Source organism: Aeromicrobium sp. SORGH_AS_0981, assembly GCF_031453195.1.
Lineage (GTDB): Bacteria > Actinomycetota > Actinomycetes > Propionibacteriales > Nocardioidaceae > Aeromicrobium.
In genome coordinates, this window is record NZ_JAVIZD010000001.1 from 729352 (window position 1) to 754633 (window position 25282).

At 71.9% G+C, this 25282-nt stretch carries 27 protein-coding genes and 2 tRNA genes; 13 read left to right on the forward strand and 16 right to left on the reverse strand.

Features of this window, described 5'->3' with window-relative positions; all coding sequences use genetic code 11:
* Positions 1–474 precede the first annotated feature (474 nt).
* The 5 genes from QE370_RS03795 to QE370_RS03815 are packed head-to-tail and all read left to right on the forward strand — an operon-like array spanning position 475 to position 6508.
* Positions 475–1188 carry an ATP-binding cassette domain-containing protein gene (locus tag QE370_RS03795; protein WP_309635230.1) on the forward strand — a complete coding sequence of 238 codons (714 nt, stop codon included), beginning with the start codon at positions 475–477 and terminating at the stop codon, positions 1186–1188.
* Positions 1185–1970 carry an ATP-binding cassette domain-containing protein gene (locus tag QE370_RS03800; protein ID WP_309633492.1) on the forward strand — a complete coding sequence of 262 codons (786 nt, stop codon included), beginning with the start codon at positions 1185–1187 and terminating at the stop codon, positions 1968–1970. Before QE370_RS03795 ends, QE370_RS03800 begins: the two co-directional genes overlap by 4 nt.
* Positions 1967–3247 carry an MFS transporter gene (locus QE370_RS03805; protein ID WP_309633493.1) on the forward strand — a complete coding sequence of 427 codons (1281 nt, stop codon included), beginning with the start codon at positions 1967–1969 and terminating at the stop codon, positions 3245–3247. The genes QE370_RS03800 and QE370_RS03805 overlap by 4 nt, the downstream gene beginning before the upstream one ends.
* On the forward strand, positions 3244–4755 hold the full coding sequence (locus tag QE370_RS03810; protein WP_309633494.1) for an ABC transporter substrate-binding protein: 1512 nt from the start codon (positions 3244–3246) through the stop codon (positions 4753–4755). The genes QE370_RS03805 and QE370_RS03810 overlap by 4 nt, the downstream gene beginning before the upstream one ends.
* The gene (locus QE370_RS03815) at positions 4748–6508 is read left to right on the forward strand and encodes an ABC transporter permease subunit (RefSeq protein WP_309633495.1); all 1761 of its coding nucleotides are present in this window, start codon (positions 4748–4750) and stop codon (positions 6506–6508) included. Before QE370_RS03810 ends, QE370_RS03815 begins: the two co-directional genes overlap by 8 nt.
* On the opposite strand, the gene QE370_RS03820 is transcribed toward QE370_RS03815, so the two are convergent.
* From QE370_RS03820 to QE370_RS03830, 3 genes are read right to left on the reverse strand one after another with little or no spacing between them, the layout of a single operon-like run.
* Positions 6495–7382, reverse strand: a complete 888-nt coding sequence (locus QE370_RS03820; RefSeq protein ID WP_309633496.1) for a hypothetical protein — start codon at positions 7380–7382, stop codon at positions 6495–6497. The genes QE370_RS03815 and QE370_RS03820 overlap by 14 nt on opposite strands.
* A gap of 54 nt (positions 7383–7436) precedes the next feature.
* A complete protein-coding gene (locus QE370_RS03825) occupies positions 7437–7757 on the reverse strand; it encodes a Dabb family protein (protein WP_309633497.1) in 321 nt (106 codons plus the stop codon).
* On the reverse strand, positions 7754–8557 hold the full coding sequence (locus QE370_RS03830) for an MBL fold metallo-hydrolase (protein ID WP_309633498.1): 804 nt from the start codon (positions 8555–8557) through the stop codon (positions 7754–7756). The genes QE370_RS03825 and QE370_RS03830 overlap by 4 nt, the downstream gene beginning before the upstream one ends.
* A 71-nt stretch (positions 8558–8628) precedes the next feature.
* Here QE370_RS03830 and QE370_RS03835 point away from each other — a divergent pair, with 71 nt between their 5' ends.
* Both QE370_RS03835 and QE370_RS03840 read left to right on the forward strand, forming a co-directional pair.
* A complete protein-coding gene (locus QE370_RS03835) occupies positions 8629–9051 on the forward strand; it encodes a VanZ family protein (protein WP_309633499.1) in 423 nt (140 codons plus the stop codon).
* Positions 9052–9121: 70 nt separating this feature from the next.
* A tRNA-Ser gene (locus QE370_RS03840) sits at positions 9122–9208 on the forward strand.
* A 733-nt stretch (positions 9209–9941) separates the two neighbouring features.
* On the opposite strand, the gene QE370_RS18140 is transcribed toward QE370_RS03840, so the two are convergent.
* The 6 genes from QE370_RS18140 to QE370_RS03865 form a co-directional block, all read right to left on the reverse strand.
* Complete coding sequence (locus QE370_RS18140) at positions 9942–10160, reverse strand: DUF6959 family protein (RefSeq protein ID WP_396127796.1); 219 nt, start codon at positions 10158–10160, stop codon at positions 9942–9944.
* 2 nt (positions 10161–10162) lie between these two features.
* Positions 10163–11680: a polymorphic toxin-type HINT domain-containing protein gene (locus tag QE370_RS03845; protein WP_309633500.1), complete on the reverse strand. Its 1518-nt coding sequence runs from the start codon at positions 11678–11680 to the stop codon at positions 10163–10165.
* Between the two features lie 159 nt (positions 11681–11839).
* Positions 11840–12064 (reverse strand): hypothetical protein, encoded by a 225-nt coding sequence (locus tag QE370_RS03850; RefSeq protein WP_309633501.1) that lies wholly within the window; start codon positions 12062–12064, stop codon positions 11840–11842.
* A 108-nt stretch (positions 12065–12172) separates the two neighbouring features.
* Positions 12173–12973 carry a hypothetical protein gene (locus tag QE370_RS03855; RefSeq protein WP_309633502.1) on the reverse strand — a complete coding sequence of 267 codons (801 nt, stop codon included), beginning with the start codon at positions 12971–12973 and terminating at the stop codon, positions 12173–12175.
* Between the two features lie 71 nt (positions 12974–13044).
* Positions 13045–13818: a hypothetical protein gene (locus tag QE370_RS03860; RefSeq protein WP_309633503.1), complete on the reverse strand. Its 774-nt coding sequence runs from the start codon at positions 13816–13818 to the stop codon at positions 13045–13047.
* 83 nt (positions 13819–13901) lie between these two features.
* A complete protein-coding gene (locus tag QE370_RS03865; protein WP_309633504.1) occupies positions 13902–14600 on the reverse strand; it encodes a TetR/AcrR family transcriptional regulator in 699 nt (232 codons plus the stop codon).
* A gap of 64 nt (positions 14601–14664) precedes the next feature.
* Here QE370_RS03865 and QE370_RS03870 point away from each other — a divergent pair, with 64 nt between their 5' ends.
* Both QE370_RS03870 and QE370_RS03875 read left to right on the forward strand, forming a co-directional pair.
* The gene (locus tag QE370_RS03870; RefSeq protein ID WP_309633505.1) at positions 14665–15420 is read left to right on the forward strand and encodes an SDR family oxidoreductase; all 756 of its coding nucleotides are present in this window, start codon (positions 14665–14667) and stop codon (positions 15418–15420) included.
* A 17-nt stretch (positions 15421–15437) separates the two neighbouring features.
* Positions 15438–15770 (forward strand): nuclear transport factor 2 family protein, encoded by a 333-nt coding sequence (locus QE370_RS03875; RefSeq protein WP_309633506.1) that lies wholly within the window; start codon positions 15438–15440, stop codon positions 15768–15770.
* A gap of 130 nt (positions 15771–15900) precedes the next feature.
* Here QE370_RS03875 and QE370_RS03880 read toward each other — a convergent pair whose 3' ends face one another.
* The 7 genes from QE370_RS03880 to QE370_RS03910 all read right to left on the reverse strand — a co-directional run bounded on the left by QE370_RS03880 (position 15901) and on the right by QE370_RS03910 (position 21990).
* The gene (locus QE370_RS03880; RefSeq protein WP_309633507.1) at positions 15901–16344 is read right to left on the reverse strand and encodes a MarR family transcriptional regulator; all 444 of its coding nucleotides are present in this window, start codon (positions 16342–16344) and stop codon (positions 15901–15903) included.
* 27 nt (positions 16345–16371) lie between these two features.
* Positions 16372–17607: an FAD-dependent monooxygenase gene (locus tag QE370_RS03885; RefSeq protein WP_309633508.1), complete on the reverse strand. Its 1236-nt coding sequence runs from the start codon at positions 17605–17607 to the stop codon at positions 16372–16374.
* A gap of 100 nt (positions 17608–17707) precedes the next feature.
* Entirely contained in the window at positions 17708–18112 is a 405-nt protein-coding gene (locus tag QE370_RS03890; RefSeq protein WP_309633509.1) for a hypothetical protein, read from the reverse strand.
* A gap of 333 nt (positions 18113–18445) precedes the next feature.
* A tRNA-Ser gene (locus QE370_RS03895) sits at positions 18446–18533 on the reverse strand.
* A 50-nt stretch (positions 18534–18583) separates the two neighbouring features.
* Positions 18584–19648 carry a hypothetical protein gene (locus QE370_RS03900; protein ID WP_253021359.1) on the reverse strand — a complete coding sequence of 355 codons (1065 nt, stop codon included), beginning with the start codon at positions 19646–19648 and terminating at the stop codon, positions 18584–18586.
* The gene (locus QE370_RS03905) at positions 19645–20439 is read right to left on the reverse strand and encodes a carbon-nitrogen hydrolase family protein (protein ID WP_253021360.1); all 795 of its coding nucleotides are present in this window, start codon (positions 20437–20439) and stop codon (positions 19645–19647) included. The genes QE370_RS03900 and QE370_RS03905 overlap by 4 nt, the downstream gene beginning before the upstream one ends.
* 90 nt (positions 20440–20529) lie before the next feature.
* Positions 20530–21990, reverse strand: coding sequence for a cryptochrome/photolyase family protein (locus QE370_RS03910; protein WP_309633510.1), 1461 nt, complete (start codon positions 21988–21990; stop codon positions 20530–20532).
* Positions 21991–22701: 711 nt separating this feature from the next.
* On the opposite strand from QE370_RS03910, the gene QE370_RS03915 reads away from it, so the two are divergent.
* From QE370_RS03915 to QE370_RS03930, 4 genes are read left to right on the forward strand one after another with little or no spacing between them, the layout of a single operon-like run.
* Positions 22702–23673 carry an NAD(P)H-quinone oxidoreductase gene (locus QE370_RS03915; RefSeq protein WP_067860711.1) on the forward strand — a complete coding sequence of 324 codons (972 nt, stop codon included), beginning with the start codon at positions 22702–22704 and terminating at the stop codon, positions 23671–23673.
* A 51-nt stretch (positions 23674–23724) separates the two neighbouring features.
* Complete coding sequence (locus QE370_RS03920) at positions 23725–24276, forward strand: bacterial proteasome activator family protein (protein ID WP_309633511.1); 552 nt, start codon at positions 23725–23727, stop codon at positions 24274–24276.
* A 35-nt stretch (positions 24277–24311) separates the two neighbouring features.
* Positions 24312–24866, forward strand: a complete 555-nt coding sequence (locus tag QE370_RS03925; RefSeq protein WP_309633512.1) for an HTH domain-containing protein — start codon at positions 24312–24314, stop codon at positions 24864–24866.
* A gap of 19 nt (positions 24867–24885) precedes the next feature.
* Positions 24886–25278, forward strand: a complete 393-nt coding sequence (locus tag QE370_RS03930) for a VOC family protein (RefSeq protein WP_309633513.1) — start codon at positions 24886–24888, stop codon at positions 25276–25278.
* Positions 25279–25282: the final 4 nt, after the last annotated feature.

Genomic DNA, 25282 nt, shown 5'->3' on the forward strand with positions numbered 1-25282 from the left:
GTCGCGACGTCGGGCTACTCGACCAGCGAGACCTTCCGCTGGTCGAGTAGACGTCACGGCGAGCGCCAGCGAGCGCGTGACGGCCTATCGAGACCACCCGGCAACGGGTCAGCGCCGGCTAGCTCCCAGCGACTGCCCGGAGTGCTCTCGATACGCCTCCGCCTGCTCCTTCGTCGCGACGTCGGGCTACTCGACCAGCGACGCCCTCCGCTGGTCGAGTAGACGTCACGGCGAGCGCCAGCGAGCGCGTGACGGCGTATCGAGACCACCCGGCAACGGCTCAGCGCCGGCTAACGCCCAGCGACAGCTTGGGGTGGTCTCGATACGTCGGGCTCCGGCTCGTTCCTCGCCAAGCCCGACTACTCGACCAGCGAACTCTTCCGCTGGTCGGTCAGCGAAGGGTGGTTGCGGCGGGAAACCTCGACGTGGGGTGGCCTCGGGACGCCACATCGAAGTGACTACCATTCCCATGTGATGGCGCAGGGAGCGGTGGAGGTGGAGGGCCTCTCGGTGTGGGTGGGGGCGACCCCGCTCGTGCGCGACGTGTCGTGGCAGCAGGCGGCCGGGGAGCGCGTGGCGCTGCTCGGACGTTCCGGCTCCGGCAAGTCGACGATCGCGCGTGCCGTCGCCGACGTCAGCCCGCCGACGCTGCGCGTCCAGGGGCGGGTCAGCGTCGGTGGCAGCCAGCCCGACCGCCCCCGCGCGTCGCTCGTCGCGCAGGACTCTCAGGTCGCGCTGAACCCGCTCACCCCCGTCCGGCGACAGCTGGCCCGACCGCTGCGCTCCGCGGGCCTGCGCGGCGACGCCCTCGACGCACGCCTCACCACCCTGCTCGCCGACGTCGACCTCGACGCCGCCGCGGTCCTCGACCGGCTGCCCGCGGAGCTGTCCGGTGGCCAGCGCCAGCGGGTGTGCATCGCGCTCGCGATCGCCGTCGACGGTCCCCTGCTGGTCGCCGACGAGCCGACCAGCGCGCTCGACGTCGTCACGCGTCGCCAGGTGGTCGACGCGCTGCGCGCCACCCGGTCGACGCTCCTACTCATCACCCACGACCTCGAGGTCGCGCAGGCGCTCTGCACCCGGGCGCTGCTCGTCGACGGCGGCCGCCTCGTCGCCGACGTCGACCTCAGAACGCTGCTCGACGGACCCGACCGGTACCTCACGCACGACCTCGGACTCGTCGCATGAGCACAGCCACCCTCACCCCAGCCGCGACCAGCCCCACGGTCGACGCGCAGGGGGTCGGCGTCCGCCTGCCCGACGGCACCGACGCCCTGGCCGACGTCGACCTGCGGCTCACGTCGGCGACGTCGCTCGGCCTCGTCGGACGCTCCGGAGCCGGCAAGTCGACGCTGGCCCGCGTGCTGCTCGGCCTGCAGCGCCCGACGTCGGGCGAGGTGCTGCTCGACGGCGCCGCGCTGCCCCGACGTCGCGCGGGCCTGCGACGGTTCCGGCGCTGCCTCCAGTACGTGCCGCAGGACCCCGCCGGCAGCCTCGACCCACGCCGCGACGTCGCCGCTTGCCTCACCGAGCCGCTGCGCAGCCTGGCCATCGACGACGACCACGACACCTGCGTCGAGCGCGCCCTCGACGCCGTCGGGCTCGACACGACGTTCGCGCGACGTCGCTGCTCGAGCCTGTCCGGCGGGCAGGCACAGCGGGTCGCGATCGCCCGCGCGATCGGCACCGGCGCGACGTTGCTCGTGGCCGACGAGCCGCTCAGCTCCGTCGACGTCGGCCTGCGTCGCGACCTCGCCGCGCTGCTGCACCACCTGCACGTCGACCACGACCTCGGGCTGCTGCTCATCACCCACGACCTGCACGCGGTCTCGTCGGTGTGCAGCACGGCGGCCGTGCTGCACGAGGGCCGCGTGGTGGAGCACGGCAGTACCGCGCAGGTGCTCGACGCACCCACCCACCCCGCGACCCGGGCGCTCGTCGACGCGTCCCGTCCGGGGGCGTTGGGGTGACACGCCGTGCCACGGCTGCACCCCTGCTCGGGGCGCAGCTGGTCTTCAACGTGGGCTTCTACGCCGTCGTGCCGTTCCTGGCGATCGTCCTGCGTGACGACTACCTGCTGTCGGGGGCGGCGATCGGCCTCGTGCTCGGCGCTCGCACGTTCGCCCAGCAGGGCCTCTTCCTCCTCGGCGGCGTGCTGGTCGACGCCCTCGGCGCACGTCGCCTGATCCTCACCGGCTGCGCGGTGCGGGTGGCCGGCTTCGGCACGCTGGCGCTCGCCGACGACCTGCCGACGTTCGTCGCCGGAGCCGTGCTCACCGGCCTCGGCGGGGCGCTGTTCTCCCCCGCGATCGAGACGCTCGTGGCCACCGCCGAGCAGGCGCGCCCCAGCGCATCAGGCGCCCGGGCGACGCTCTTCGCCTGGCTCACCGTGGTCGGGGAGACCGGTGCCGTCGTCGGCCCGCTCGTGGGGGCGCTGCTGCTCGACTGGGGCTTCTCGACCGTGGCGGGATCGGGTGCGGCACTGTTCAGCGTCACGGCCCTCGCGCTGGCACGACTGCTGCCCGCCGACCCCGCCCGACCCGACGGCCACACCCTGCGCGCCGGCCTGCGCGACGTCGGCTCGGGCCTCAGCCTGCGGCACCGCACCTTCGTCCTGTTCGCCGTCGTGCACGCCGTCAACCTGCTCGCCTGGAACCAGCTGTACCTCGGGCTGCCCGTCGAGCTGGAGCGCGTGGGACGCGGTGCCGGCACCTACGCCGCGCTGTTGGCGGTGGTCTCGGCCGTCACCATCGGCCTGCAGCTTCCCGTCGCACGCCTCGCCCGCCGCCTCCCCAGCCGCATGGTGCTGCCCGTCGGTTACGGGCTGCTCGCGTCGGCGTTCGGCACGCTCGCCGTCGCGTCCGCCCTGCCGGCGGCGTCAACGTCGGTCGCCCCGGTCACCACCTCGGTCGTGCTGCTGACCCTCGGCCACCTCGTCGTGGGGCCGGCCGCGCTCGACCTCGTGCCGACGTTCGCTGCCGGCCGTCGGCTCGGCTCCTACTACGGCCTGTTGGCGACGTGCGGCGGCGTGGCCGTGCTGGTGCTGTCGGTCCCGCTCGGCGCGCTGTACGCCGACGCCGGCACGACGTCGCTCACGGCGTCGCGTCCGTGGGCACTGCTCGCCGCCCTCGCGCTCTGCTCGAGCGTGGCCGCCGCCGTCCTCCTGCGCCGTCCCCTCGCCGCACCACCTCTCGACCCCCAGAGCTCCGCACCACCCACCCCCTCCCCTTCGAAAGGACCTCGATGACCCCCCTCCGTCCCCTGCTGTGCACCGGCGCCGCCGCTCTGGTGCTCACCCTCGCCTCCGGCTGCTTCGCCGGCGGTGGCGGCGACCAGGCGAGCGACGGCCGCATCTCCGTCGCCATGCTGCAGCCGCCGCGCTCGGGCCTCTCCCCGCTCAGCGACGACGCCTTCAAGCTGTCGCGCTGGAGCACCGCCGAGACGCTCGTGCAGCTCGACGCCGACGGCGTGGCTCAGCCGATGCTGGCCACCTCCTGGCAGCGCACCGACGACCGCACCTGGACGTTCGAGCTGCGTAGTGACGTCACCTTCCACGACGGCACGCCCCTGACGTCGAAGGAGGTGGTGGCGTCGCTGCAGACCGCAGCCCAGGCGTCGCCCGTGCCGCGCATCCTCGACGGCGTGGAGCTCACCGTCGAGGCGTCCGGCCCCGACACCGTCGTCGTCACGACGGCCGTGCCCGACCCGCTCGTCCCCCAGCGGCTCTCGAGCCCGCAGCTGTCGGTCCTGGCGCCGAAGGCGTACGCGGCCAAGGCCGTCGACCCGGTCGGCGCCGGCACCGGCCCGTTCGAGCTCACCAAGGTCGACGGCACCTCCGGCGCGACCCTCGACCGCTACGACGACTACTGGGGCGAGAAGGCGAAGGCGTCGGGCATCGACGTGCGCTTCGTTCCCGACGGCACCGCCCGCGCGGCCGCGCTGCGCACGGGCGACGCCGACGTCGTCGAGGCGGTGCCGGTGGGCCAGGTGGCGCAGCTCGACGAGGACCTCGTCGTCGAGGTGCCGATGCCGCGCACGAACACGCTCTACCTCAACACCAAGAAGGGGCCGTTCAAGGACCCGGCCGTCCGCGCCGCCGCACGCGAGGCGATCGACCGCGCCCGCCTCGTGAAGGACGTGTACGAGGGGCGCGCCGACGAGGCGAGCGGCCTGCTCGGTCCGGCGCTGCCCTGGGCGGCCGACCTGCGCGCCGACCCCGAGTACACCGAGCTCCTCGCCCAGCGCGCGGAGCCCGCGAAGGTCGACGGCGTGCGGATCACCCTCGGCACGTTCACCGACCGCGCCGAGCTGCCCGAGGTGGCGGTGCTGCTGGAGCAGGAGCTCGAGGCCGCCGGCTTCGTCGTGCAGCAGGACGTGCGCGAGTACCAGTTCATCGAGGCCGACGCGCTCGACGGCGCCTTCGACGCGTTCATCCTGTCCCGCGCCACGGTGCTCGACTCCGGCGACCCGGTGGCCTACATGGCGTCCGACTTCGGCTGCGAGGGCGGCTTCAACATCGCCCAGCTCTGCAACGACGACGTCGACGCCGCGCTCGACCGCGCAGCCCGCGTGGAGCCCGGCGCGGAGCGTCAGCGCCTGACGATGCTCGCGGAGGCGCAGGTGCTCGGCCTCGACGCCGCCGTCCCGCTGCTGCACGAGCGCGTCATCCAGGGCGAGGCGCAGGGCGTGTCGGGGGTCGAGCGCGACCCGCGCGAGCGCGACCTGATCGACAGCGACAGCAGCGCCGGTGCCTGAGCCCCGGCCGCGCCGCGACGCCGTCGTCACGGCGGCGTCGCGGCTGCTGGCGGCGTCGGGCCTGCTGGCCCTGGTCGGCGCGCTGCCGTGGCTCGCCTCGCGCGACCCGGCGCTCACCGTGCTGCGCGCCCGGTACGCCGACCGCGAGGCGACACCCGAGGCGCTGGCCGCGGTCCGCGCCGAGCTCGGCCTCGACGCCGGACCGTTCACCCTGCTGGGGCAGTGGGTGTCGGGGCTGCTGCGCGGCGACCTGGGCACGTCGTGGATCAGCGGACGTCCGGTCGGGCCGGGCCTGCTCGACAACCTGAGCGTGTCGCTGACGCTCGTCGGCTTCTCGCTCGTGGTCGCGTTCGTGGTGGCCACCGTGAGCGTCGCCGTGGCGATGCGGGCGGGTCTGCGCGGGCGTCCGTCGTTCGGGTCCGGGTCGGGCTCGGTGCTGCTGACCGCCCTGCCGGAGTTCCTGCTGGCGACGGTGCTGCTGCTCGTCGGTGCCGTGTGGCTCGGCTGGTTCCCGCCGTTCGGCTGGGACGGCCCGGGCCAGGCGGTGCTGCCGGCCCTGGCGCTCGGCCTGCCGGCGGGCGGTCTGCTCGGCCGACTCACGGCGACCGCGGTGACGGCCGTGTTCACGGAGCCGTGGGTGACGACGTGGCGTGGCGCCGGCTTCAGCCGCCGCGAGGTGGCGCTGGCGGTGCTGCGTCGCGCGGTGCCGTCGGTGCTGCCGCAGCTCGGTCTCGTGGTCGTGGGCCTGACGGGCGGTGCGGTGGCGGTCGAGGAGATCTTCGCGATCCCGGGTATCGGTCGCGCGCTGCTCGGAGCGGCCGCCGCGCAGGACCTGCCCGCCCTGCAGGCCGGTCTGCTGCTCCTCGTGGTCGTCGCCGCCGTCGCGGGCGGGCTGGCGTCGCTGGTCGGCCGGCTGATGCTCGGTCGGGCGGTGCGGCTGTCGGCGCTGTCGCTGCCGGAGCCGGTGGTGGTCCTGCGTCGTCGCGACCTCCTCGTCCCCGGCGTGGCCGGTGCGCTCCTGCTCGTCGTCGTGGTCGCTGGCCTCCTCGGCGATCCGTCGACGTCGGCGCACCCCCGCCTCGCGCCGCCGTCGCCCGGGCTCTGGCTGGGTGCCGACGCCAGCGGTCGCGACCTGCTCGCTCGGGTCGGTCACGGCGCGCTCACGACCGTCGGCACGGGGATCGTGGTGCTGGTCCTGTGCCTGCTGATCGGGCTGGCGGTCGGGTGTCTCTCGCACGCCGCCACCGGGCCGATCGAGATCGCGAACGCCGCCCCGCCGGTGCTCGCGGGCCTCGTCGTGGCCGCGGTCGCCGGACCGTCGCAGCTGGGTGCTGCGGTGGCGGTGACGGCGGTGAGCTGGGCGCCGCTCGCCGCGCACACGTCGGCGTTGCTGCGCGAGGCGAGGTCACAGCCGCACGTGGCCGTGCTGCCGGTGCTGGGGGTGGGGCCGGTGCGCCGCCTCGTGCGGCACACGCTGCCCGCCGTCATGCCGGCCGTCACCCGCCACGCAGCGCTGCGGCTCCCCGGCATCGTGCTCGCCCTGGCGTCGCTCGGCTTCCTGGGGCTCGGCGCACGGCCTCCTCGGCCGGAGTGGGGGCTGGTGCTCGCCGAGGGCTCGGCCTACGTCGAGCGTGCCCCGTGGACGGTGCTCGGCCCGGCCGGCGCTCTGGTGCTCGTGTCGGTGCTGTCGGTCGGCGCGACGGCCGTCCTCACCACCCGCCGGAGCGGGCGCGCCACCCCTACGGCTGCGTGAACTTCTGGCCCTGGTCGTCGCTGACGTAGCTCTGCGGGTCCTCGCCGACCACGGCCGCGACGAGGGTGTCGTTGGCGGCGATGCCGCGGGCGGGATCGCCGACGATGCAACCGCCCGGCGCCCAGGTGCGGCCCGAGTCCTTCGTGCTGAACAGCTGGGCGGCGCAGCCCTCGAAGCGGGCGAGCGCGTAGCCGGCGTTGAACGTCGTGAACACGGCGGTGCGGCTGTTGTCGAGGCGACCGAGCAGCAGCCACTTGCCGCCACCGTCGCCGCTGCCGACGACGTCGCCGTCGATGCAGGTGACGCGCGCGAAGTCGTCGTCGATCTGCGACAGCGACGAGAAGGTGCACCCGGGCTTGGACTCACCCTTCGAGGGCGACACGGCGACGGTCGGGTCGGACGGCGACGTGTACCAGCGGGTGATCGTCGGGTCGTCGACCCAGGTGGCGCCGCCGTCGGTGGACGAACGCTGGCGGGCCTGGCAGTCCTCGCCGGCGCCGACGACGGTCAGCTCGCCGCCCGAGCGTGCCTGGACTGCGGTGATGACCTTGAGCTCGGGGTCGCGCTTGGTGGGCGAAGCGCCGTTCTTCGTGGAGGTCCAGAGCGTGGCGTTCGTACGTCCCTCGCAGGCGCCACGGGTGGCGAACACCCAGGTGCCGTCGTTCGCGAGGTCCATGGAGGCAGCCTGGGCGGGCTTGAAGTCGAACGCCTGCTGGTTCGTCTTGCGCTCCGGGGTGGGCGACTCCGTGGCGGCGGCCGGGCCGAGGCCGCTGCCGGGCGGCGCGCGGTGGACGTGCTGGAAGACCAGGACGACGAGCACGACGTCGACGAGGACGAACGCGACGAGCGCGATCAGGGACAGGGGCTTCGGCACGTGGCCGAGTCTAGGGGCCGGACGGCCCACCGGGGCCTACTCGCGCAGACCGGGTCACGTGATGTCGTCGGCGTCCCGGCCCTGGGGTTCGGGGTAGTCGCCCACCCACCAGTCGGCGGTCTCGCGCAGCAGCGCTCCGGCCTCGGCGTGCCGCGGGTGGGCCTGGAACGCCCGGAACGCCGCCTCGCTCTCGAAGAGCGCGTTCTCGACGACCACGACGCCCTTGCGAGTGTCGTCAGAGACCCGCACGGTCCACTCGAGGACGCCCGGCAGGTCGTGCAGGCTCGCGAGCGCCGCGACGGCCGCGTCGCGGGTGGCGTCGTCGGTGCCGTCGTGCAGCCGGAAGAGGACGACGTGCCGGTAGGCGTCGCTCACGTGGCGGGGCCGTCGACGAGCTCGTCGGTGATGCGTCGGTCGTGCGCGGGGACGACGAGCACGTCGGGCAGGGAGGACAGACGTCGCAGCTCGCGGTGGTTGGCGCGGATGCGGGCGCGGTCGCGGCCGACGGTCTGCTCGAACGCGCGCAAGGTGCGCACCGGCGAGAGACGCTGGCCGTGCGGGCTGTGGTCGCTGACGTGGCTGGCGTCGAAGACGGCGTCGCCCGCGTGCACGACGACCCCGTCGGGGGTCTCGACGGCGACGGCCGCGTGCCCGCGCGAGTGGCCGGGCATGGGCACGAGCACGATGCCGGGCAGCACCTCGTGCCCGGTGAGCCCGTAGCGCCACTCGTCGCCGCGGCCCTCGTGCAGGACGAAGCGGGGCCCGTGCTCGAGCTGCTGCGGCCGGTAGCGGGTGCGGTCGAGCAGGTCGGGGTCGGTGACGGCGGCGTGCTCGTCGGCGGTGGTGTGCACGGCCGCGTCGGGGAAGTCGGAGAGTCCGCCCGCGTGGTCGAGGTCGAGGTGGGTGAGCACGACGTGGGCGACGTCGGACGCGTCGAGCCCGCGGGCCCGCAGCTGGTGCAGGACGGTGCGGTCGGGGTCGCCGTCGGGTCGCAGCAGGTGACGGATGGGCCCGAAGCGACGGGCCGGGTCGGCGACGTCGGCGGTGCCGAAGCCGGTGTCGACGAGGACGAGGCCGTCGTCGGTGTGCAGCAGGAAGACGTGTGCGGGGAGCCCGGGGAGGGTGAGGGGGTTCATGACGGCTGCCCTGAGGTGCTCGACGCGCATGTCGCTCATGGTGGCAGAGGTGCGGTGTGTTGGGTCACGAACGGCGGTGGCCGGGTGGGGGCTCGCCCTAGGCTCGGGGGATGCGCCGCTCCCCCACCCACGTCGTGCTGGCGCTCGTGTACCTGGCGGTGCTGGCGGCGATCGCGTTCTGGCCGACCCCGGTCGACCAGGGCGTCGACGTGCTGAACTCGTGGCCGGTGCGCTGGCTGGAGTCGTCGTTCGGGATGCCGCGCCCGACGGGTTACGACGTGGTGCAGACGGCGGCGAACGTCGTGCTTTTCGTGCCGCTCGGCTGGCTGGCGGTCGCGTTGACGCGGCTGTCGTGGTGGCAGGTCACGGCGGCGGGCTTCGTGCTGTCGTCGGGCATCGAGGTGGGCCAGGCGCTGCTGCGTCCGGAGCGGTTCGCGACGGTGTCGGACGTCGTCGCGAACACGTCGGGGGCGCTGCTGGGCGCGGTCGCGGCGACCGTCGCCCTGCGTCGTGGCGTGCCGGCGAGAGCCTGAGGGTCGGCCCGATTCGTCCTGCGCGGCGGGGCCTCGCTATCCTGTACCGGTTGCCGCCCGGCGGCGACGTGGAGATGTCGCATAGTGGCCTAGTGCGCCCGCCTGCTAAGCGGGTTGAGGGTTAAACCTCTCGCGGGTTCAAATCCCGCCATCTCCGCCGAATGCCGAAGGCCCCCAGCGCTCTTTGCTGGGGGCCTTCGGCATTCGATGAAGGACGTCGGGATTTGGGAGGAGCGGCGAGGGACGAGCCGCGACGGCTCCCGCCATCTCCGCAGACGCGAGAGGACCTCCAGCGCTCTTTGCTGGGGGCCTTCGGCATTCGATGAAGGACGCCGGGATTTGGGAGGAGCGAGGAACGAGCGACGGTTCCCGCCATCTCCGCAGCCCCGCCGGCCTCAGTCCGGTTTACCCCACCGGATCCACTTGTCGTCGCGGACCGAGGAGAGCAGCAGCAGTGCACAAGGAGCCCATAGCAACGCATGCAAGTCCAACGAAGAGTCGACTGTTGCTCTCCGACTCGCCTCATCGCATGAAGAGAACGAGCGCGAGACAACAGACCGTGCGAAGAATGGCTTGTATCGCGGCGCACCCCACCGTCTCGCAGCGTTCCACCGGACGAGTTACCCCAGGTCGCATATCGTCTGTAGGTTCAGCAGTCGCAGGCGACGCTCTCGAAGTTCGGAGTCTCGCGCGCCGAGCTCTTCCGACTGCCGCCGTTGCCTGCTCGGGCGGTCCACTTCAAAGGCCCGTTGCTGTGTGGTCACATACGGCAGTGAGTCTGTCGCCGGTGTACCCGACCCGCGATAGTTGCTGCCAGCGCTTGACTTGTGGGAGGGCGCTCGAATTCCTCGATCACATCCCGCAGGCGCACTGGGACGGCGTGCGAAATCTCAATACGGAAGTCGTAGCCCTCTAGCCGACATGAGTTCCTCATATGCACTGATCCATTGCTGAACGGTTTCCAACGCGAAGCTTCCGGGCGCTTCTTCCTGAAGATCTGACAGCAGGACACGGAGCGTGTCCCCCTGGATCAGGAGTCCCGGAAACTTGCGCTCCAAGTCTCGCGCCAACTGCACGTTCCCAGCGCGGCCCAAAGCTTCGATCTCCATTGCTATCTTCTCCTGGGATTGAAGGTGATGTGTGGGAGGGTCTCGTCCAGTTCTGCGTCGAAGATGTCAAGCCGTCGTCCAAAGCCTAGCTCTTCCGGTCCGCGCGGAAGAGAACTCGAGACCGAGTGCTTCGTGCGAGAACGGACGCCGGTGATCACGTAGTCCCAGTCCGATATGGCGTTGGCCGTTCCGCTTGCGCGGCTCCCCACGACTGAGATCGGAAGCCCGATACGATCCGCCGCGTTCTGGATTCGTTTGGATTCACCGACAGAGATGTTCTCGAGCGAGGCCCCTCCGCCCGTTCTGGCGGTGCCGCAATTGTGGACCAGGACGCTTGCCTGGCCCACGTGATAAGTGTGGAGTTCCTCGACAGTCAGGTTGTAAGCCGTACCTCCCGACCACGTCGGGTCGTCCAGCCCCACTGCTCGAACGGCATGGCCATCGCTTCTGAGCAGACTTTCACCGATCCAGAGCTCTTCGGCGTCCTTGAACCGGCCCTCGCTCTCGGACCAGAACGGGTGGTCCTCGGTCGTGGTGATCGTCTCGCCGTCGACCTTCAGATCCACCAGCGCATCACGGTGCTTCCACACGTGCGTGACCGTCCGTCGACCCTTCTCGCCGGTCTTGGGATCAGTGGCCCAGACCTTCTCGCCGACCCTGACCTTCTCGATGGGCTTCTTGGACTTGTCCCCCATCAACACCAACGTGCGACCAGCGAACGAGTTCAACGAACAGGCGTGTTCGCGCGGGCCCGAGCTCTTGCTGCTACCCCCACCCCCGCGCCTCGGAGCCTCCGTCTTCGCGCTCGCCTTGCGCGCACCACCAGCACCACTGCTCGGCGAACGCTTCACCTTCGCCGCCAGCGACTTCAGCTCCGCAGCCTGCTTCGAGATCTGACCATCGAGCTTGCTCAACGCCGCCGACGCAGCCCGCTTCGCAGCGTTGAACGAGCGGACGTTGTCGATCAGGTTCTTGACCTTCTTGATCGTCTTGCCGGCCTTGAAGATCGCCGCCCCAGCCGTCCCCGCGACGGCCCACGCGCACGCGCCGACATCGCGGTCCATCACGCACCGCTTGATGTCACCCAGACCCGAGGCCTCCACCCCCAGGTCGACCAACGCGCCCTTCCAGTCGAACTCCGCAGCAGCCTTCTTCGCCAACGCCTCGCGACGCGACATCGACGCCGCCAGCTCCGCCTCACCCCGACGCTGCAGCTCAGCCGCCGTGTAGATCGACCCGTCCGGACGGACCGTCTTGCCCGTCTCACGGGTCTTCCCGTTCTCCGTCACGCTGCACGGACTCGGCCCCTCCGTGCAAGTCACCCGGTGACCATCGGGATCCATCATGTTCACCGGATTGCCGTTCACGTACGTGTACGTGTTCGCCGTCAACGGATCCGTCGTCACCGACAGGTCCGTCGGAGGCGCAGCCACCCGATACGTGTCCGGCGTCGTGAACGCCGCATCCGACGGGTCGTAGGTGCGCGTGCCCAGCTGGTACGAACCCGTCGACCGCGTCACGCGCCTGACCCCGATACCAGAGGCTGTTCGCCGTGGCACTCATCGCCGTCCCCGAGCGGCAGACGTCGTTGCCGCCCGTGGTCGCCGGGTTCACCGGGTTGCCGAACGGATCCAACGGCGCAGCACATTGCACCGCATCATCGGTCCCGACGACGGTCGTCACGTTGCCCCGACCATCGGTGTCCAGGAACGCCTTGCCCGCACCGCACCGGACTGCTCGTAGGCCATCGCCTGACCATCGGCACCCAGCTGGTAGACGATGTCCGGCGCCGAGTTCGCGCCGTTGACCGCATCGGTCTGACCCACCATGGTCGTCGTCATGCCGTCATAGACGTTGCGGGTCGTCACGTTCGCTGCCGCGACGCTGTCGCCCGTGACCGCCATCGAGCGCTGACGATCCAGCCCGTCATAGGTGTACGTCGTCGAGCGCCCGCCATCGGACCCGCAGCGTTGCGCCCCGGACTGGTCCTGGGTCTTGATTGGCGGTAACGGCTAGAAGACGAAGAGGTCCGCCGTCGGCGACCAGACCACTGACACGAACCGGCCGTCGGAGCGGACGGCGGCCCGCCAGCCCGTCCACGACGTCTCGGCCTCGACGGCGCACGACTCTCCCTCGAGCACTGGGCTCTCGAGAGCCGGTCGGCCCGACCAGCGCTCGAACCGGTGGGCGAGCTCGGAGCAGGTGACCTCGGAGTCGTCCCACACCCGCAGCGCCTGGGGCGGCTCGTCGGGTGACGAGTCCGCGGCAGGCTCGTCGGGCTGCGCCGGTCGGCTCTCGCCCTCGGACGGGAAGTCGGCAGCTGCCGACGCGAGGCGCGCCTCCACCCGGGCGGCGTAGAACGCCATCGCTCCGCCGACGAGGACCGGCACGAGCACGGCGGCGGCGCAGAGCGCGGTGGCGAGTCCACGCCGGCGCGGGAGGAGCAACGCCGTGACCACGGCCAGCGCCGCACACGCGAGACCGATCCAGCCAGCCCACCACATGACCGTCCCTGCGGCGTCCGACGTCCCGAGTGCGATCCAGAAGCCCGCGGCCCCGCACACCACCGGCACAGGCGTGGCGAGGACGGCGAGGGCTGCGCGGGGCACCCTCCGCCGACCCGCCTGCGGGGCAGGGCCGAACAGCGCCACCAGCACCTCGACGAGACTCCAGGCCAGCAGCCCGACGCCGATGCCGGACCACAGCGCCGACTCCAGCACCTCGATGCCGGAGCCCAGCGTCGCGACCACGGGGATGCCGACCGCGGGCGCCACGAAGCTCCCGACGAACCTCCACCACCCGGCCGATGCCATGAGGCACGCTAGCGCCCGGACGGTGCACTGCGCCTCGGCTCGTGAGCCCTGACGGAGCTACGGGTCGCTGACTACTGCGCGACCCACGACGCCGTCGGCGACCAGGCGGCGACGAGCAGGGTCCCGTCGGGACGGAGCGCGGCGCGACGGCCGAGCCATGCCGAAGTGTGCTCGAGCCTGCACGTGCGGTCGCCAGGAACGGACGCCACGGCACGTCCCGTCCAGTCCTCGAACCTCCGCGCGAGGTCGGCGCAGGTCAGATCAGCACCAGGCCACGCGCGGACCACCTCGACCATCTCGTTCTCGGAGAGATCGACCGCTTCGTCTCCGTCCGCCGGGCGGCTCGGGCCGCGCGCCGGGAAGTCGTCCACGGCCGCCTCGACCCGCTCGTCGGTACGCAGGGCGACGATCCCCATCGGGACGGCGACAAGCACCGGGACGACGGCCCCGACGAGGCACAGCCCCACGCTCACCTCGCGGGTGCGCGGCCCGAGCAAACCGAGGACCGCCGCGACGAGCAGGCAGCACGCTCCGACCTGCACCCCACGGACGATCCAGTCGCCTGCCGCCTCGGACCTCCCCAGGCCGACCCAGATGCTCACGACGAAGCAGACCGCCGGGCCCACCGCCGCAGCGAGCACCAGCGCCAGGACCGGCGTCGGCCGTCCGAGCGACCCGGCGTGCTGCGACGAGGACACGGCCCACCCGACCAGGCCCGTCAGCACCCCGTTCGTCGCGGCCACACCGACGTTCTCGACGCCGAGCGCGAGGGCGAGCAGGACGGTGGTCACGACGGCGGGCAACAGGCCCGCCTGCACGAGACGTACCCACCCGTCCGGCTTCATCCCTGCACGCTAGTGGGACCACAGTGCCGTGGGCGGCGTCGTCCGCCGGCGATGGGGTGGGCGCACCGCCGGCGATGCAGGAGTCAGCCGTCCGACCCCGCAGCCAGGAGACGGCTCAGCCACTTCGTGAGCAGCGCCGTCTCCTCCCCTCCGAGGAGGTCACGCTGCGTCACGGCGTGCTCGAGGACGCGACGCACGTCGGCCTGGAGGGACGGCGACGAGCTCGCGGAGCCGGTGATGGCGGCGATCACTCCCTCGCGCACGGCGATCGAGAGATCTCGGTCCTCGGTCGCGAGGACGATCTGGCGGAGGGTGACGCCGATGTTCGTGACGAGCACGTGCGCTGCCGCCTGCTCCGGGGTCGTGCAGAGTCGTCCCTGCTCGTGCGCCTTCTTCGTCAGCTCGCGCAGCAGCTCGCTCGGCCGGGCCTGCGCCGACGGCGAGTAGCCGGGGCGGACCTTCCCGTACATGAGCGTGTAGAACCCGGGGTTCCTCAGGCCGAACGCGACGTGGGCGTCCCACCCGTCGCGGATGTCCTGGATCGGGTCTCCCGTGCTCTCGCCAGCCGACTTCTCGGCGAGGTAGAGGTCGAACCCACGCTCGACGACGGCGTCGGTCAGGCCCTGCTTGTTGCCGAAGAAGTGGTAGAGCGTCGGCATCTGCACGCCGGCCGCAGCGCACACCGCCCTGAGCGAGACCTCCTCGCCGGGAGCGCTCGCGATCATCTCGGCGGCCGCGTCGAGAAGACGAGTCCGTGTATCGGCTCGCACTTCCTCTGTCATATCGCTACAGTACTCGTGTATCGATGATACACGTTCCTATCCACCCGACACAGAAGGAGTGACCATGTCCACCCACACGTTGGAGGGCAAGACCGTCCTCGTCGCCGGAGGTGCCAAGAACCTCGGAGGACTCATCAGCCGACAGGCCGCCGAGGCGGGCGCGAACGTCGCCCTGCACTACAACTCCGCGTCCACGCGCGCCGACGCCGAGGAGACGCTCGCCGCGGTCGAGGCCACCGGCAGCAAGGGCGTGATCCTCACCGGCGACCTCACCGTCCCCGACAACGTCGCGACGCTGTTCGCCGACGCCGAGTCGGCGCTCGGGCGCGTCGAGGTCGCGGTCAACACCGTCGGCAAGGTGCTGCGCAAGCCCATCGCGGACACGACCGAGGCCGAGTACGACGCGATGTTCGACATCAACAGCAAGGCGGCCTACTTCTTCATCAAGGAGGCCGGCCGGCACGTCGCCGACGGCGGCAAGGTCATCACGATCGTCACGTCGCTCCTCGGCGCCTTCACCGACGGCTACTCGACGTACGCCGGAGGCAAGTCGCCGGTCGAGCACTTCACGCGCGCCGCGGCGAAGGAGTTCGCCGAGCGGGGGATCTCCGTCACCGCCATCGCACCGGGCCCGATGGACACCCCGTTCTTCTACGGCCAGGAGACGCCCGAGCGCGTCGAGTTCCACCGGTCGCAGGCGATGGGCAACCAGCTGACGCAGATCGAGGACATCTCCCCGATCGTCCGCTTCCTCGCGACCGAGGGCTGGTGGATCACCGGCCAGACCATCTTCGCCAACGGCGGATACACGACCCGCTGACCCTGAGGAGACCTCCCATGACTGCACCACACCTGCCCGAGCCCGTGGCCTCCTTCGTGGAGACCGTCAACCGCCACGACGACGAGGGCTTCCTCGACGCGTTCGCCGCCGGCGCCGTCGTCGACGACTGGGGTCGCACCTTCACTGGTCGCGACGAGATCAAGGCCTGGAGCGATCGGGAGTTCATCGGCTCCCAGGGCGTCCTGACCGTCGAGGAGGTCAGCATCCAGGACGACAGCCACGTCACGGTCGTGGGCGACTGGCGCTCCACCCACGCCAACGGTCGCTCCCGCTTCGCGTTCGAGGTGGCGGGCGACCGGCTCACCCGCATGACGATCCGCGATGGCTGAGCGCCGACGCGCCTGGCTCCGGCGTCGGCTCAGAACAGCCGGCCGACGTCGACCAGGCGCGGCCACGTCGCGACGTCGTCCTCGAGGCTCAGGAGCGAGCCGTCACCAGGACCACGCAGCGTCAGGTGGGTCAGGGATGACGCGGGAGGACGGCGGCGAAACGGTCGAGGGTGGCGCGGACGGCGTCGAGGACAGTGTCGTCGTGCTCCGCGAGCAGCGCCTGCAGCGCCAGCCCCGCCTGCGTCGTGAACTCCTCGGCTCGACGTCGCGCGGCCGGCGTCGGGCGCAACGTGACCACCCGACGGTCGTCGCTCTCGCGGCTGCGAGCCACCATCCCGTCGCGCTCGAGCCGGTTGACCAGGGCGTTCGTGGCGCCCGACGTCAGCCCGACCCGCTCCGACAGGCGCGCCGGCGACATCGGCCGCCCCGTCGCCTCCGCCCACAGGACCTCGCCGAACGCGGCACCGTCGGACAGTGGCAGGCCCATCCAGCGCGCGAGGTCCTGGACCGACTCCTGGTACGCGACCACGTAGCCACGCAGCGCCTCGAGCATCCTCGCCGCCGACTCGGTCATCCAGCACCTCCTGGTCGGAGCAGGACTCTACGCCGCCGGACGCCCCTCGCGCCGGGAGAACGCGTAGTCCGGGAGGATCGGCTCACCCTTGCGGTCGGGCAGGAACACGCGATCGAGCAGGGAGCTCAGCGGCTTCGTCCCCGCCAGCCGGAACATCGTGTTGATCACCCGCACCCCGAAGCGCGACGACGGGTGCATCACCCGGGCACCGCCGGGCGGCAGCGACTGGTGCCGGTCGACGTAGGCGCGCAGCATCGACTCGTACGTCGCGAAGGCGTCGGCGTGGGTGCGCTCCTCGTGCAGTGTGCGCTCTAGCTCCCCGGCGAGGACGTACGCGCCGACGAGCGCGAGCGTGGTGCCCATGCCGGTCGGACCCGAGCCCCACGCGGCGTCGCCGAGGAACGCGACCCGGCCCTCGCTCCACGTCGGGAGCACGATCTGCGCGAACCGCTGGGCGTAGAGCTCCTCCGGGTGCTGCTCGAACCCGTCGAGGACGCGCTCGGTCTGCCAGCCGGCGTCAGCGAAGCGCTCGCGCAGCACCGTGAGCTGGGCGTCGGTGTCGAGCCGCTCGAACCCGAACGGCTCGCACGCGAAGGTCAGCGTGGCGCGGATCGTGCCGACGTCGTCGGGCCGCAGGGTGACGGACCGGCCGCGCGGGGCGGTGTACCAGTCCCAGAAGTCGGTGTCGTCGGGGCGACGGTCGATCGTGCCGTACGCCATCGAGACGCCGGCGTCGCGGACCTCGGTGCGGTCGCCCATCACGAGCCGGCGGGTGCGCGACCCGCGCCCTTCGGCGACGAGGAGCAGGTCGTACCGCTCTCGCGTGCCGTCGGCGAGCTCGACGTCGACGCCGTCGGCATCCTGCGCCACGGCCGTCACGTAGGTGCCCCACCGCTGCTCGACGTCGGACGGCACGGTGCCGAGCACGATCTGCGACAGACGTCCGCGGAGGATCTCGATCTCGGCGGTGGGACCGTCGACGTCGGCGCCCTCCTGCTTCGGCAGCACGGAGACCGGGGTCCCGTCCGGGCCGATGAAGCGGGTGCCGTCCTCCCCGGTCAGGTGCGCCAGCACCTCCTCCTCCACCCCCATCCGACGCAGGACCTGTCGGCCGAGGCCGCGGACGTCGATGTTCTGGCCGGTCGTGCGCGGCTCGGGCGAGCGTTCGAGCACGGTGACGTCGAAGCCGGCGCGCGACAGGCCCCACGCCAGCGCGGGTCCGGCGATGCTCGCGCCGGTGACGAGCACGGTGGGTCGGGTCATGGGTTGCTCCTCAGCGAGTGGACTCACTTCACTGTGAAGCGTTCTCGCGCATCGCGCACCCCGAATGGAACGGGGGCGGGAGGTCCGGACGACCCGCCGGTCACTCGAAGCGGCGGTAGCCGTGCGCGGTGTTCAGCCGGTCGTACACCTCGCGCACGAGCTCTGGCGCCCGCGCACCCACCGTCGCGAGCGAGAGCCGCAGCGCCTTCTGGTCCGCCCCCTCCTCGCCCAGCGCGAGCAGCAGCATGCCGTCGCGCACGGACACGTCGGCGACGTCGACCCAGCGCTCCCGCGCCCGACGCGTGCGGATGCCGTGCTCGTCGAGCCGCGCCACCACGGGCGGCCTCGCCACGAGCACCACCGCCGCGAGCAGGAGCAGCACCGTCACCACCCCGGCGAGCGCCGACGTCGCCACGAACGCGACGAAGCCCGTGACCGCCGCGACCACCACGACGACCCCCACCACGGCGAGGGCGGGGGCGCGGTCGAGGCGGTAGGTGGTCATGAGGTGCTTCAGTCTGCCCTACCCCGCTGAGTGTGACGTTTGGGGCCCGATTCGTGGTATTCGGGGCCCGAAACGTCACGCTCAACGGGGGTGGGGCGCTGCGCGGCGCAGAGCAGAGGGGGCGGGACTCCGTCGCGCACGACGAAGCAGGCGCTGCGCGCAGGGCGTCGCGCGCTCCTCCCCGAATCCGGAGCCCTCTGCGAGGGGCCGCTGCGCGGAGCTGAGCAGAGGGGGCGGGACTCCGTCGCGCACGACGACGCAGGCGCTACGCGCAGGGCGTCGCGCGCTCCTCCCCGAATCCGGAGCCCTCTGCGAGGGGGCGCTTCGCGCCGGTGGCAGAGGGGGCGGGATTCGAACCCGCGGTAGCTCTCGCTACGACCGCTTTCAAGGCGGTTCCGATCGGCCACTCCGGCACCCCTCCACGGCAGCCGCCAGGTCAGGACCGAGGCGACGCCACCGCCGATTCTCGCACTACTTCAGCGGCGCGATCCGGCCAGGCTCCGAGCGCAGCGTCGGCATCAGCACCCGCGACGACCGCGACCCGCGCTCGCGCACCAGCAGGAACCGCGCCACCAGGCCCACCAGCACGCCCAGCACCACCGAGTACGCCGTCGACAACGCGATGTACGACGGGTAGGCCCCCGGCGACACCAGCGACGTCGTCAGCACGCCCGTGCCCAGCACCGCGAACACCAGCACCCACCAGCCGTCGCGCCGCTTCGACCGCAACGACACCCCGACGATCAGGGCCGGGAAGCCGATGAAGACCTCCACCGGCCGGGGCACGCCACCGACCGTCTCCCGCATCCACGTGACGGCGTTCGAGATGCCCTCGACCAACGACTCCGAGCCGTGCGTGCGCACCACGCTGGAGTAGGCCAGCAGCACCACCAGCACCATCGCGACGCCCGAGATGATCGCCAGGTTCTGCTTGCCGAGCCCGTGCAGACCGGCGCCGAGGTTCCAGACGAACGCGATCGCCACCGTCAGCGACGCCGCCAGCACCACGAGGTTGAACCGCTGGTAGGCCACCGGCGCGTTCCACGCCGCCACCGCCACCGTGCCGCTCAACGCCACGAGCAGCGCGATCGCGAACTCCTTCACCGCACCGACTGCGGTTCGTGCGGGCCTGGTCGCGACCACCGCCCACACGCTCGCCAGGATCGCCGACACCGCCGCCGCGGAGGCCACGAGCAGGTTCACGCCCGTCGCCAACGCTGCCACGGCGAGCACCGACGACGCGACCGTCCAGATGCGCATGTGGCCACCACCGCGGTGCGTCAGGCCGATGCTGAACACGACGAGCAGCAGCGCCGCACCCACCCGCTCGATCCACTGCGGGTGCGCGACCGCCACGAGGGACGAGCCCGCGGCCACCACACCCACGACCCACGCGACGATCGTGGCCGCGAACGCGTACCGGGTGGCGGTCGGCGACTCCAGCCGCGGCTGACGGACCGGGACGTCGTAGTCGACCGGCACCGAGGTGTCGAGCCGACGGCGTCCGCCGCTGCTCGTGGCGTGCGTGCGGCTCACCGCTGGCCCATCCGTCGGTTGGCGAGCGACGGGTTGACCTCGCGGGCTCGCGCGACGTCGGCGGGGTCGATCTCGGCGGTCACCACGGCGTCCTCTCCTGCATCCCCCTCGGCGAGGGTAGTGCCCCACGCGTCGAGGACGAGGGAGTGTCCCGTGTACCGCTCGCCACCCTGCGCGGCCGCCACCACGGGCACGACGTCCTCCACCGCGCGGGCGGTGAGCAGCGTGCGCCAGTGGTGCAGCTTGTGCTCGCCCGCCACCCAGGCGGCCGGCACCACGAACGTCTCGGCACCTGCGTCGACGAGGGCGCGGCCCAGCTCGGGGAAGCGCAGGTCGTAGCAGGTCATGAGGCCGACCGACGTCGAGGAGCCGTCCGCCACCGGCACGTCCACGACCACCGGATCGACGTCGCCGCCGCGCAGCCGCGAGGACTCCGTGTAGCCGAAGGAGTCGTAGAGGTGGATCTTGCGGTACGTGGCGCGCAGGCCGCCGTCGGCACCCAGCACCACGAGCGTGTTGTAGGGCAGGTCGTCGGTCTCCTCGAACATGCCGGCCACGACGGTCGCGCCCAGACGTCGGGCCTGCGCGGCCAGCGTCGCGACGAAGGGTCCGTCGAGCGGCTCGGCGACCGCGGCGAGGTCGTGGTCGGCGGGACCGAAGTCGTGCATGGTCGCCTCGGGCAGGACGACGAGGTCGAGGTCGGCGGGGAGCGCGCCCAGGCGGGCCTCGACGAGGCCCCGGTTCGCGGTGGAGTCGATCGTCGACGCCACCTGCACAGCCGCCACACGCATGCCGTCCAGTGTGACAGGGGCGGACTGAGAGCGGGATGAGACCGGTTCCCGACGACCTTCGGGTGCCGGTCAACCCTGCAATGCCAGGCGTCAGTCGCGCAGGAACGGCGCGGCGGCCCGGGTGTGCGCGGCCTTCGTCGCGGGCTCCATGCCCTCGTAGGAGCGGGCCATCATGCGCGAGCGCGGGTTGGTCGCGAAGACGTCAAGGTGGTCGCGGACGAACGTCCAGTAGAGGCCGTCCCACGCCTCGCACCAGTCACCCTTCGGCAGGTCGGACATGCGGCGCAGGTACGCCGACCCGGACACGTACGGCTTCGTGGTGACCAGCGGACCCGCCGCGAACTGGCTCATCGCGTACACGTTGGGCACCATCACCCAGTCGTAGGCGTCGACGAAGAGCGCCATGAACCACTCGTAGGCGTCGTCGGGGTCGATGCGCATCAGGCACATCGCGTTGCCGACGACCATGAGCCGCTCGATGTGGTGCGCGTAGCCGCTCTCCAGGACCCGCTCGAGCACGACGTCAACGGGCGCCAGGCCCGTCGTCGCGTCCCACCAGCCGCTCGCGAGCGACCGGGTGTGGCCGAGGTGGTTGGTACTGCGCATCCGCCGTCCGTGGGTGACGTAGACGCCGCGCATGTACTCGCGCCAGCCGATCACCTGGCGGACGAAGCCCTCCAGCGACGCCAGCGGCACGTCGTGGTCGTCGGCGTGCGCGAGCACGCGGTCGAGCACCTGCTGAGGCGTGAGCAGCCCGATGTTGAGGGCCGGGGTGAGGACCGAGTGGAACACGGTCGCCGACCGGGTCGTGATCGCGTCCTCGTAGGGACCGAAGGTCTCGAGCCGCTCCTCGACGAACTGCTCGAGCATCTCGGCGGCCTCGTCGTGGTCGGTCGGCCACGCGAAGGCGTCGACGTCGCCGGGCGCGTCGGGGAAGGCCTGCTTGACCCAGGCGATCGCGCCGTCGACCGCGTCGACACGCTCCGGTCGCGTCACGTCGGGCACGTCGACGCCCTTCGGCAGCTTCTTGCGGTTGTCCTCGTCGAACGACCACTTCCCGCCCACGGGCTGGTCGCCGTCGACGAGGACGTCGAGACGCTGCCGCTGCCACGCGTAGAAGTGCTGCATGCGCGGTCGCTTGCCGCCGAGCTGCTCGCGCACCTGCTCGCGGGTCGTGAGGAAGCAGGGCGTCTCCAGCCACTTCAGCTCGACGCGCACGTCGTCGGCGCACGCCTCGAGGTCGCGCTCGAGCCAGTCGTCGACGACGTCGTACACGCTCACCTCGTCCGTCGCCCGGAGCTCGCGCGCCAGCGCAGCCCGGCTCGTCGTCCGCCCGTCGGTCCGCACCCACACGACCTCGTGACCGGCGTCGGCGAGCCGCTGTGCGAACCGCTCCATCGACGCCCGGTGCAGCACCAGCTTCTGCGCGTGGAACGCGTACTGCCGGAAGAGCAGGTCGTGCTCGACCAGGACGAACGTCGTGCCCGAGGGCGCCTCCAGGTGCTCCAGGAACAGCTGGTGGGGCAGCACCAGGCGGATGCGTCGACTCACGCGTCCACGCTAGGGCGGGGTGCGGGGGTCCGCCTGTCCAGTGGGGTGCAGCTCTCTGCTCGGGTGGGGCTGCGCTGGCGTGGCTTCTCTCTCGGGTGGGGCTGCGTCGGTGCGGCTTGTCGTGGACCTGCGCTCCGAAAGGCCTCGACCGGGCGGCTGGGCGGGCGCCGGTCCGGGGTCTCGGGCTGCGGGTCGGTGTTGAGGGTCGAGCGGTGGGTTTGCCACCGCATCGCCGTTGGCGGTGGATCTGCCACCTTCTGAGCGCTGTACAGGTGGTAGATCCACCTCCGAGGGGTCAGACGTGGCAGAGGTTCTCCCTTCTCGTGGACCGTGCCACGAGAAGGGAGAAGCACTGCCCACCCCACCCCCAAGTCCACCCACGATTCTTCCTTCGTGCGTCGAAGGTCGAACGCTTCTGCATCGATGACGGGATCCCGCAGAAAACGCAGAAGTCTTGGCCCTCCGACGCACGAACGCAGATTCTTGCGCCCCACGCGGCCCGCAGCCCGAGAACCCGAGCCGCCGAAGCACCCAGCCGCCCGGTCGAGGCCCTTGCGGAGACCACCCCCAGCGACGGCCGAGGCAGCGCACCAGCACGACAAGACCCGCGCAGGCGGCGCACCAGCACGACGAGACCCCCACACACCACCCCACCCGTCCATCCCGTGACCGCCGAGGCGTACCCAAGGTGGCGCGGCTAGCCTCGGACGCATGCGTGCTGTCGTGGTTCCGGAGCCGGGTGGGGTCGAGGCCCTGCAGGTCGTCGACGTCGAGACGCCTGAGCCGGGGCCCGGTGAGGTGCTGGTGCGGGTCACCGCGGCCGGCGTCAACCGGGCCGACCTGATGCAGCGCCAGGGGTTCTACGACCCGCCGGAGGGTGCGACGCACGTGCTGGGCCTGGAGTGCTCGGGCGACGTGGTCGCGCTGGGCGAGGGCGTCAGCGAGTACACGGTCGGCGAGCACGTCGTGGCGCTGCTGTCCGGCGGCGGCTACGCGGAGTACGTGGCGGTGCCGGTCGGGCAGGTCGCGATGGCGCCGCGCGACATCGACCTCGTCGACGCGGCCGGCCTCATGGAGGTGGCGGCCACCGTCTGGTCGAACGTGTTCATGATGGCCAAGCTGCAGCACGGCGAGACGCTGCTGGTGCACGGTGGCGCGAGCGGCATCGGCACGATGGCGATCCAGCTGGCCAAGGCGTTCGGCGCGCGGGTCGTGGTCACCGTCGGCAGCGAGGAGAAGGCGGCCTTCTGCCGCGACCTCGGCGCCGACCTGGTCGTCAACTACCGCGAGACCGACTTCGTCGACGCGCTCGACGAGGCGGGGCTCAAGGCCGACGTCATCCTCGACATCATCGGCGCGAAGTACCTCGACCAGAACGTCCGCGCGCTGAACACGGCCGGACGTCTGGTCGTCATCGGGCTGCAGGGCGGCGTCAAGGGCGAGCTGAACCTCAACCGGCTCCTCATGAAGCGTGCGGCGGTCATGGCGACGTCGCTGCGGGCACGACCGACGCAGGAGAAGGCGGCGATCGTGTCGGCGATGGTGGCGCAGGTGTGGCCCCTGGTGGCCGAGGGCACCGTGCGTCCGATCATCCACGCGCGCCTGCCGTTGGAGCAGGTGCGCGACGCCCACCAGCTGCTCGAGGACTCCTCGCACACCGGCAAGGTGCTGCTGACGCTCTGAGCGACGCGCGGCCGAGGGGTGCGTGTCGGCGTGCTCTCCTAGGGTGGGGTCATGAGTGATGCTCCCCGTGAGTCCGCGATCCCGCCCCAGGTGATCGGCCCCGACGGTTCCCCCGTGCACGGCTCGGCCGCGCCCGGCGGCGACGTCGAGCCGCAGCAGCGTGGCACCGCGCTGGGCGACCTGGTGGAGCAGCCGGCGAAGGTCATGCGCATCGGCGGCATGATCCGTCAGCTGCTGGAGGAGGTGAAGGCCGCACCGCTCGACGACGCCAGCCGCGTCCGTCTGCGCGAGATCCACCGCCAGTCGGTGAAGGAGCTCGAGGACGGCCTGGCGCCGGAGCTGGTGGCCGAGCTGCAGCGGCTCAGCCTCCCGTTCGAGGACGAGGCGCCCTCCGACGCCGAGCTGCGGATCGCCCAGGCGCAGCTGGTCGGCTGGCTCGAGGGGCTGTTCCACGGCATCCAGGCCGCGCTCTACGCGCAGCAGGTGCAGGCGCAGGCGCAGTTCCAGAACATGAGGCTGGCACTTCCGCAGTCAAACGGCACCGAAGGTGACCAAAGTACCGATTCGTCGCAATCGGCTCCCACGGGAGGCATGTACCTCTAGGGTGTCGCCAAAGGATGCGAACGGGAGAGGGACCCATGACCATCGTGACCGACATCGACGCGCCTCCGTGCACCCGGGAGCCCGTCTTCCGTGACGAGCGCCTGTACCTCGGCGCCCACGAGCTCGACGCGGCCAGCCGCGCCGGGATGGGCGAGGTGCTGGCGCAGGCGCACCGCCGCTGCGCCGGCTGCCCCATGCTCGTCGACTGCCTCTACCGCGCGGTCGTCGAGGTCGACGTGTCCGGCTTCGTCGCCTGCACCACCGAGGCCGACCGCGCGGCCATCCGCGACAGCCTCGGCATCGTCGTCGACGCAGCACCCACCGGCTCGTACGGCCCCGCCCGCAGCGGCGCCGGACCCGTGAGCCACGAGGCGGTCCTCACGGCGCGCACCACGCACCCGAAGGACACCTGCCAGCAGCTCGCCGAGCGGCTGGGCTGCTCGACGTCGACCATCAAGCGCCACCTGCGCCGGGCCCGCGCCGAGGCCGCCCAGGCCGACGTGCAGGTCGCGCCCAGCCCCCGCCGGGTGCCGACCGTCGACGACGTCCTCGACGCGTTCGACACGCTCGATGCCGCGCGCCTCGCCTGACCCCCTGGACCGGACGACGATGGCCAGCGGGCTGCACCACGTCGAGCTCTGGGTGGCCGACCTCGACAGCGCGCGACCCCGGTGGGCCTGGCTGCTCGAGCGGCTCGGGTTCGAGCTCGACGACTCCTGGCCGGCGGGCTCCTCCTGGTCCGCCGGAGGCGCCTACCTCACCGTCACCACGCCGCCCGCCCTGTCCGGCGAGCCGCACGACCGCCGCCGGCCCGGCGTCAACCACCTGGCGTTCCGAGGCGGCTCACGATCCGACGTCGACGCCCTGATGGCCGACGCGCCGGCGCACGGCTGGCAGCCGCTGTACCACGACCGCTACCCGCACGCGGGCGGCCCGCAGCACTACGCGGGCTGGCTCGAGGACGCCGACGGGTTCAAGGCCGAGGTCGTCGCGGACGACTGAGCCC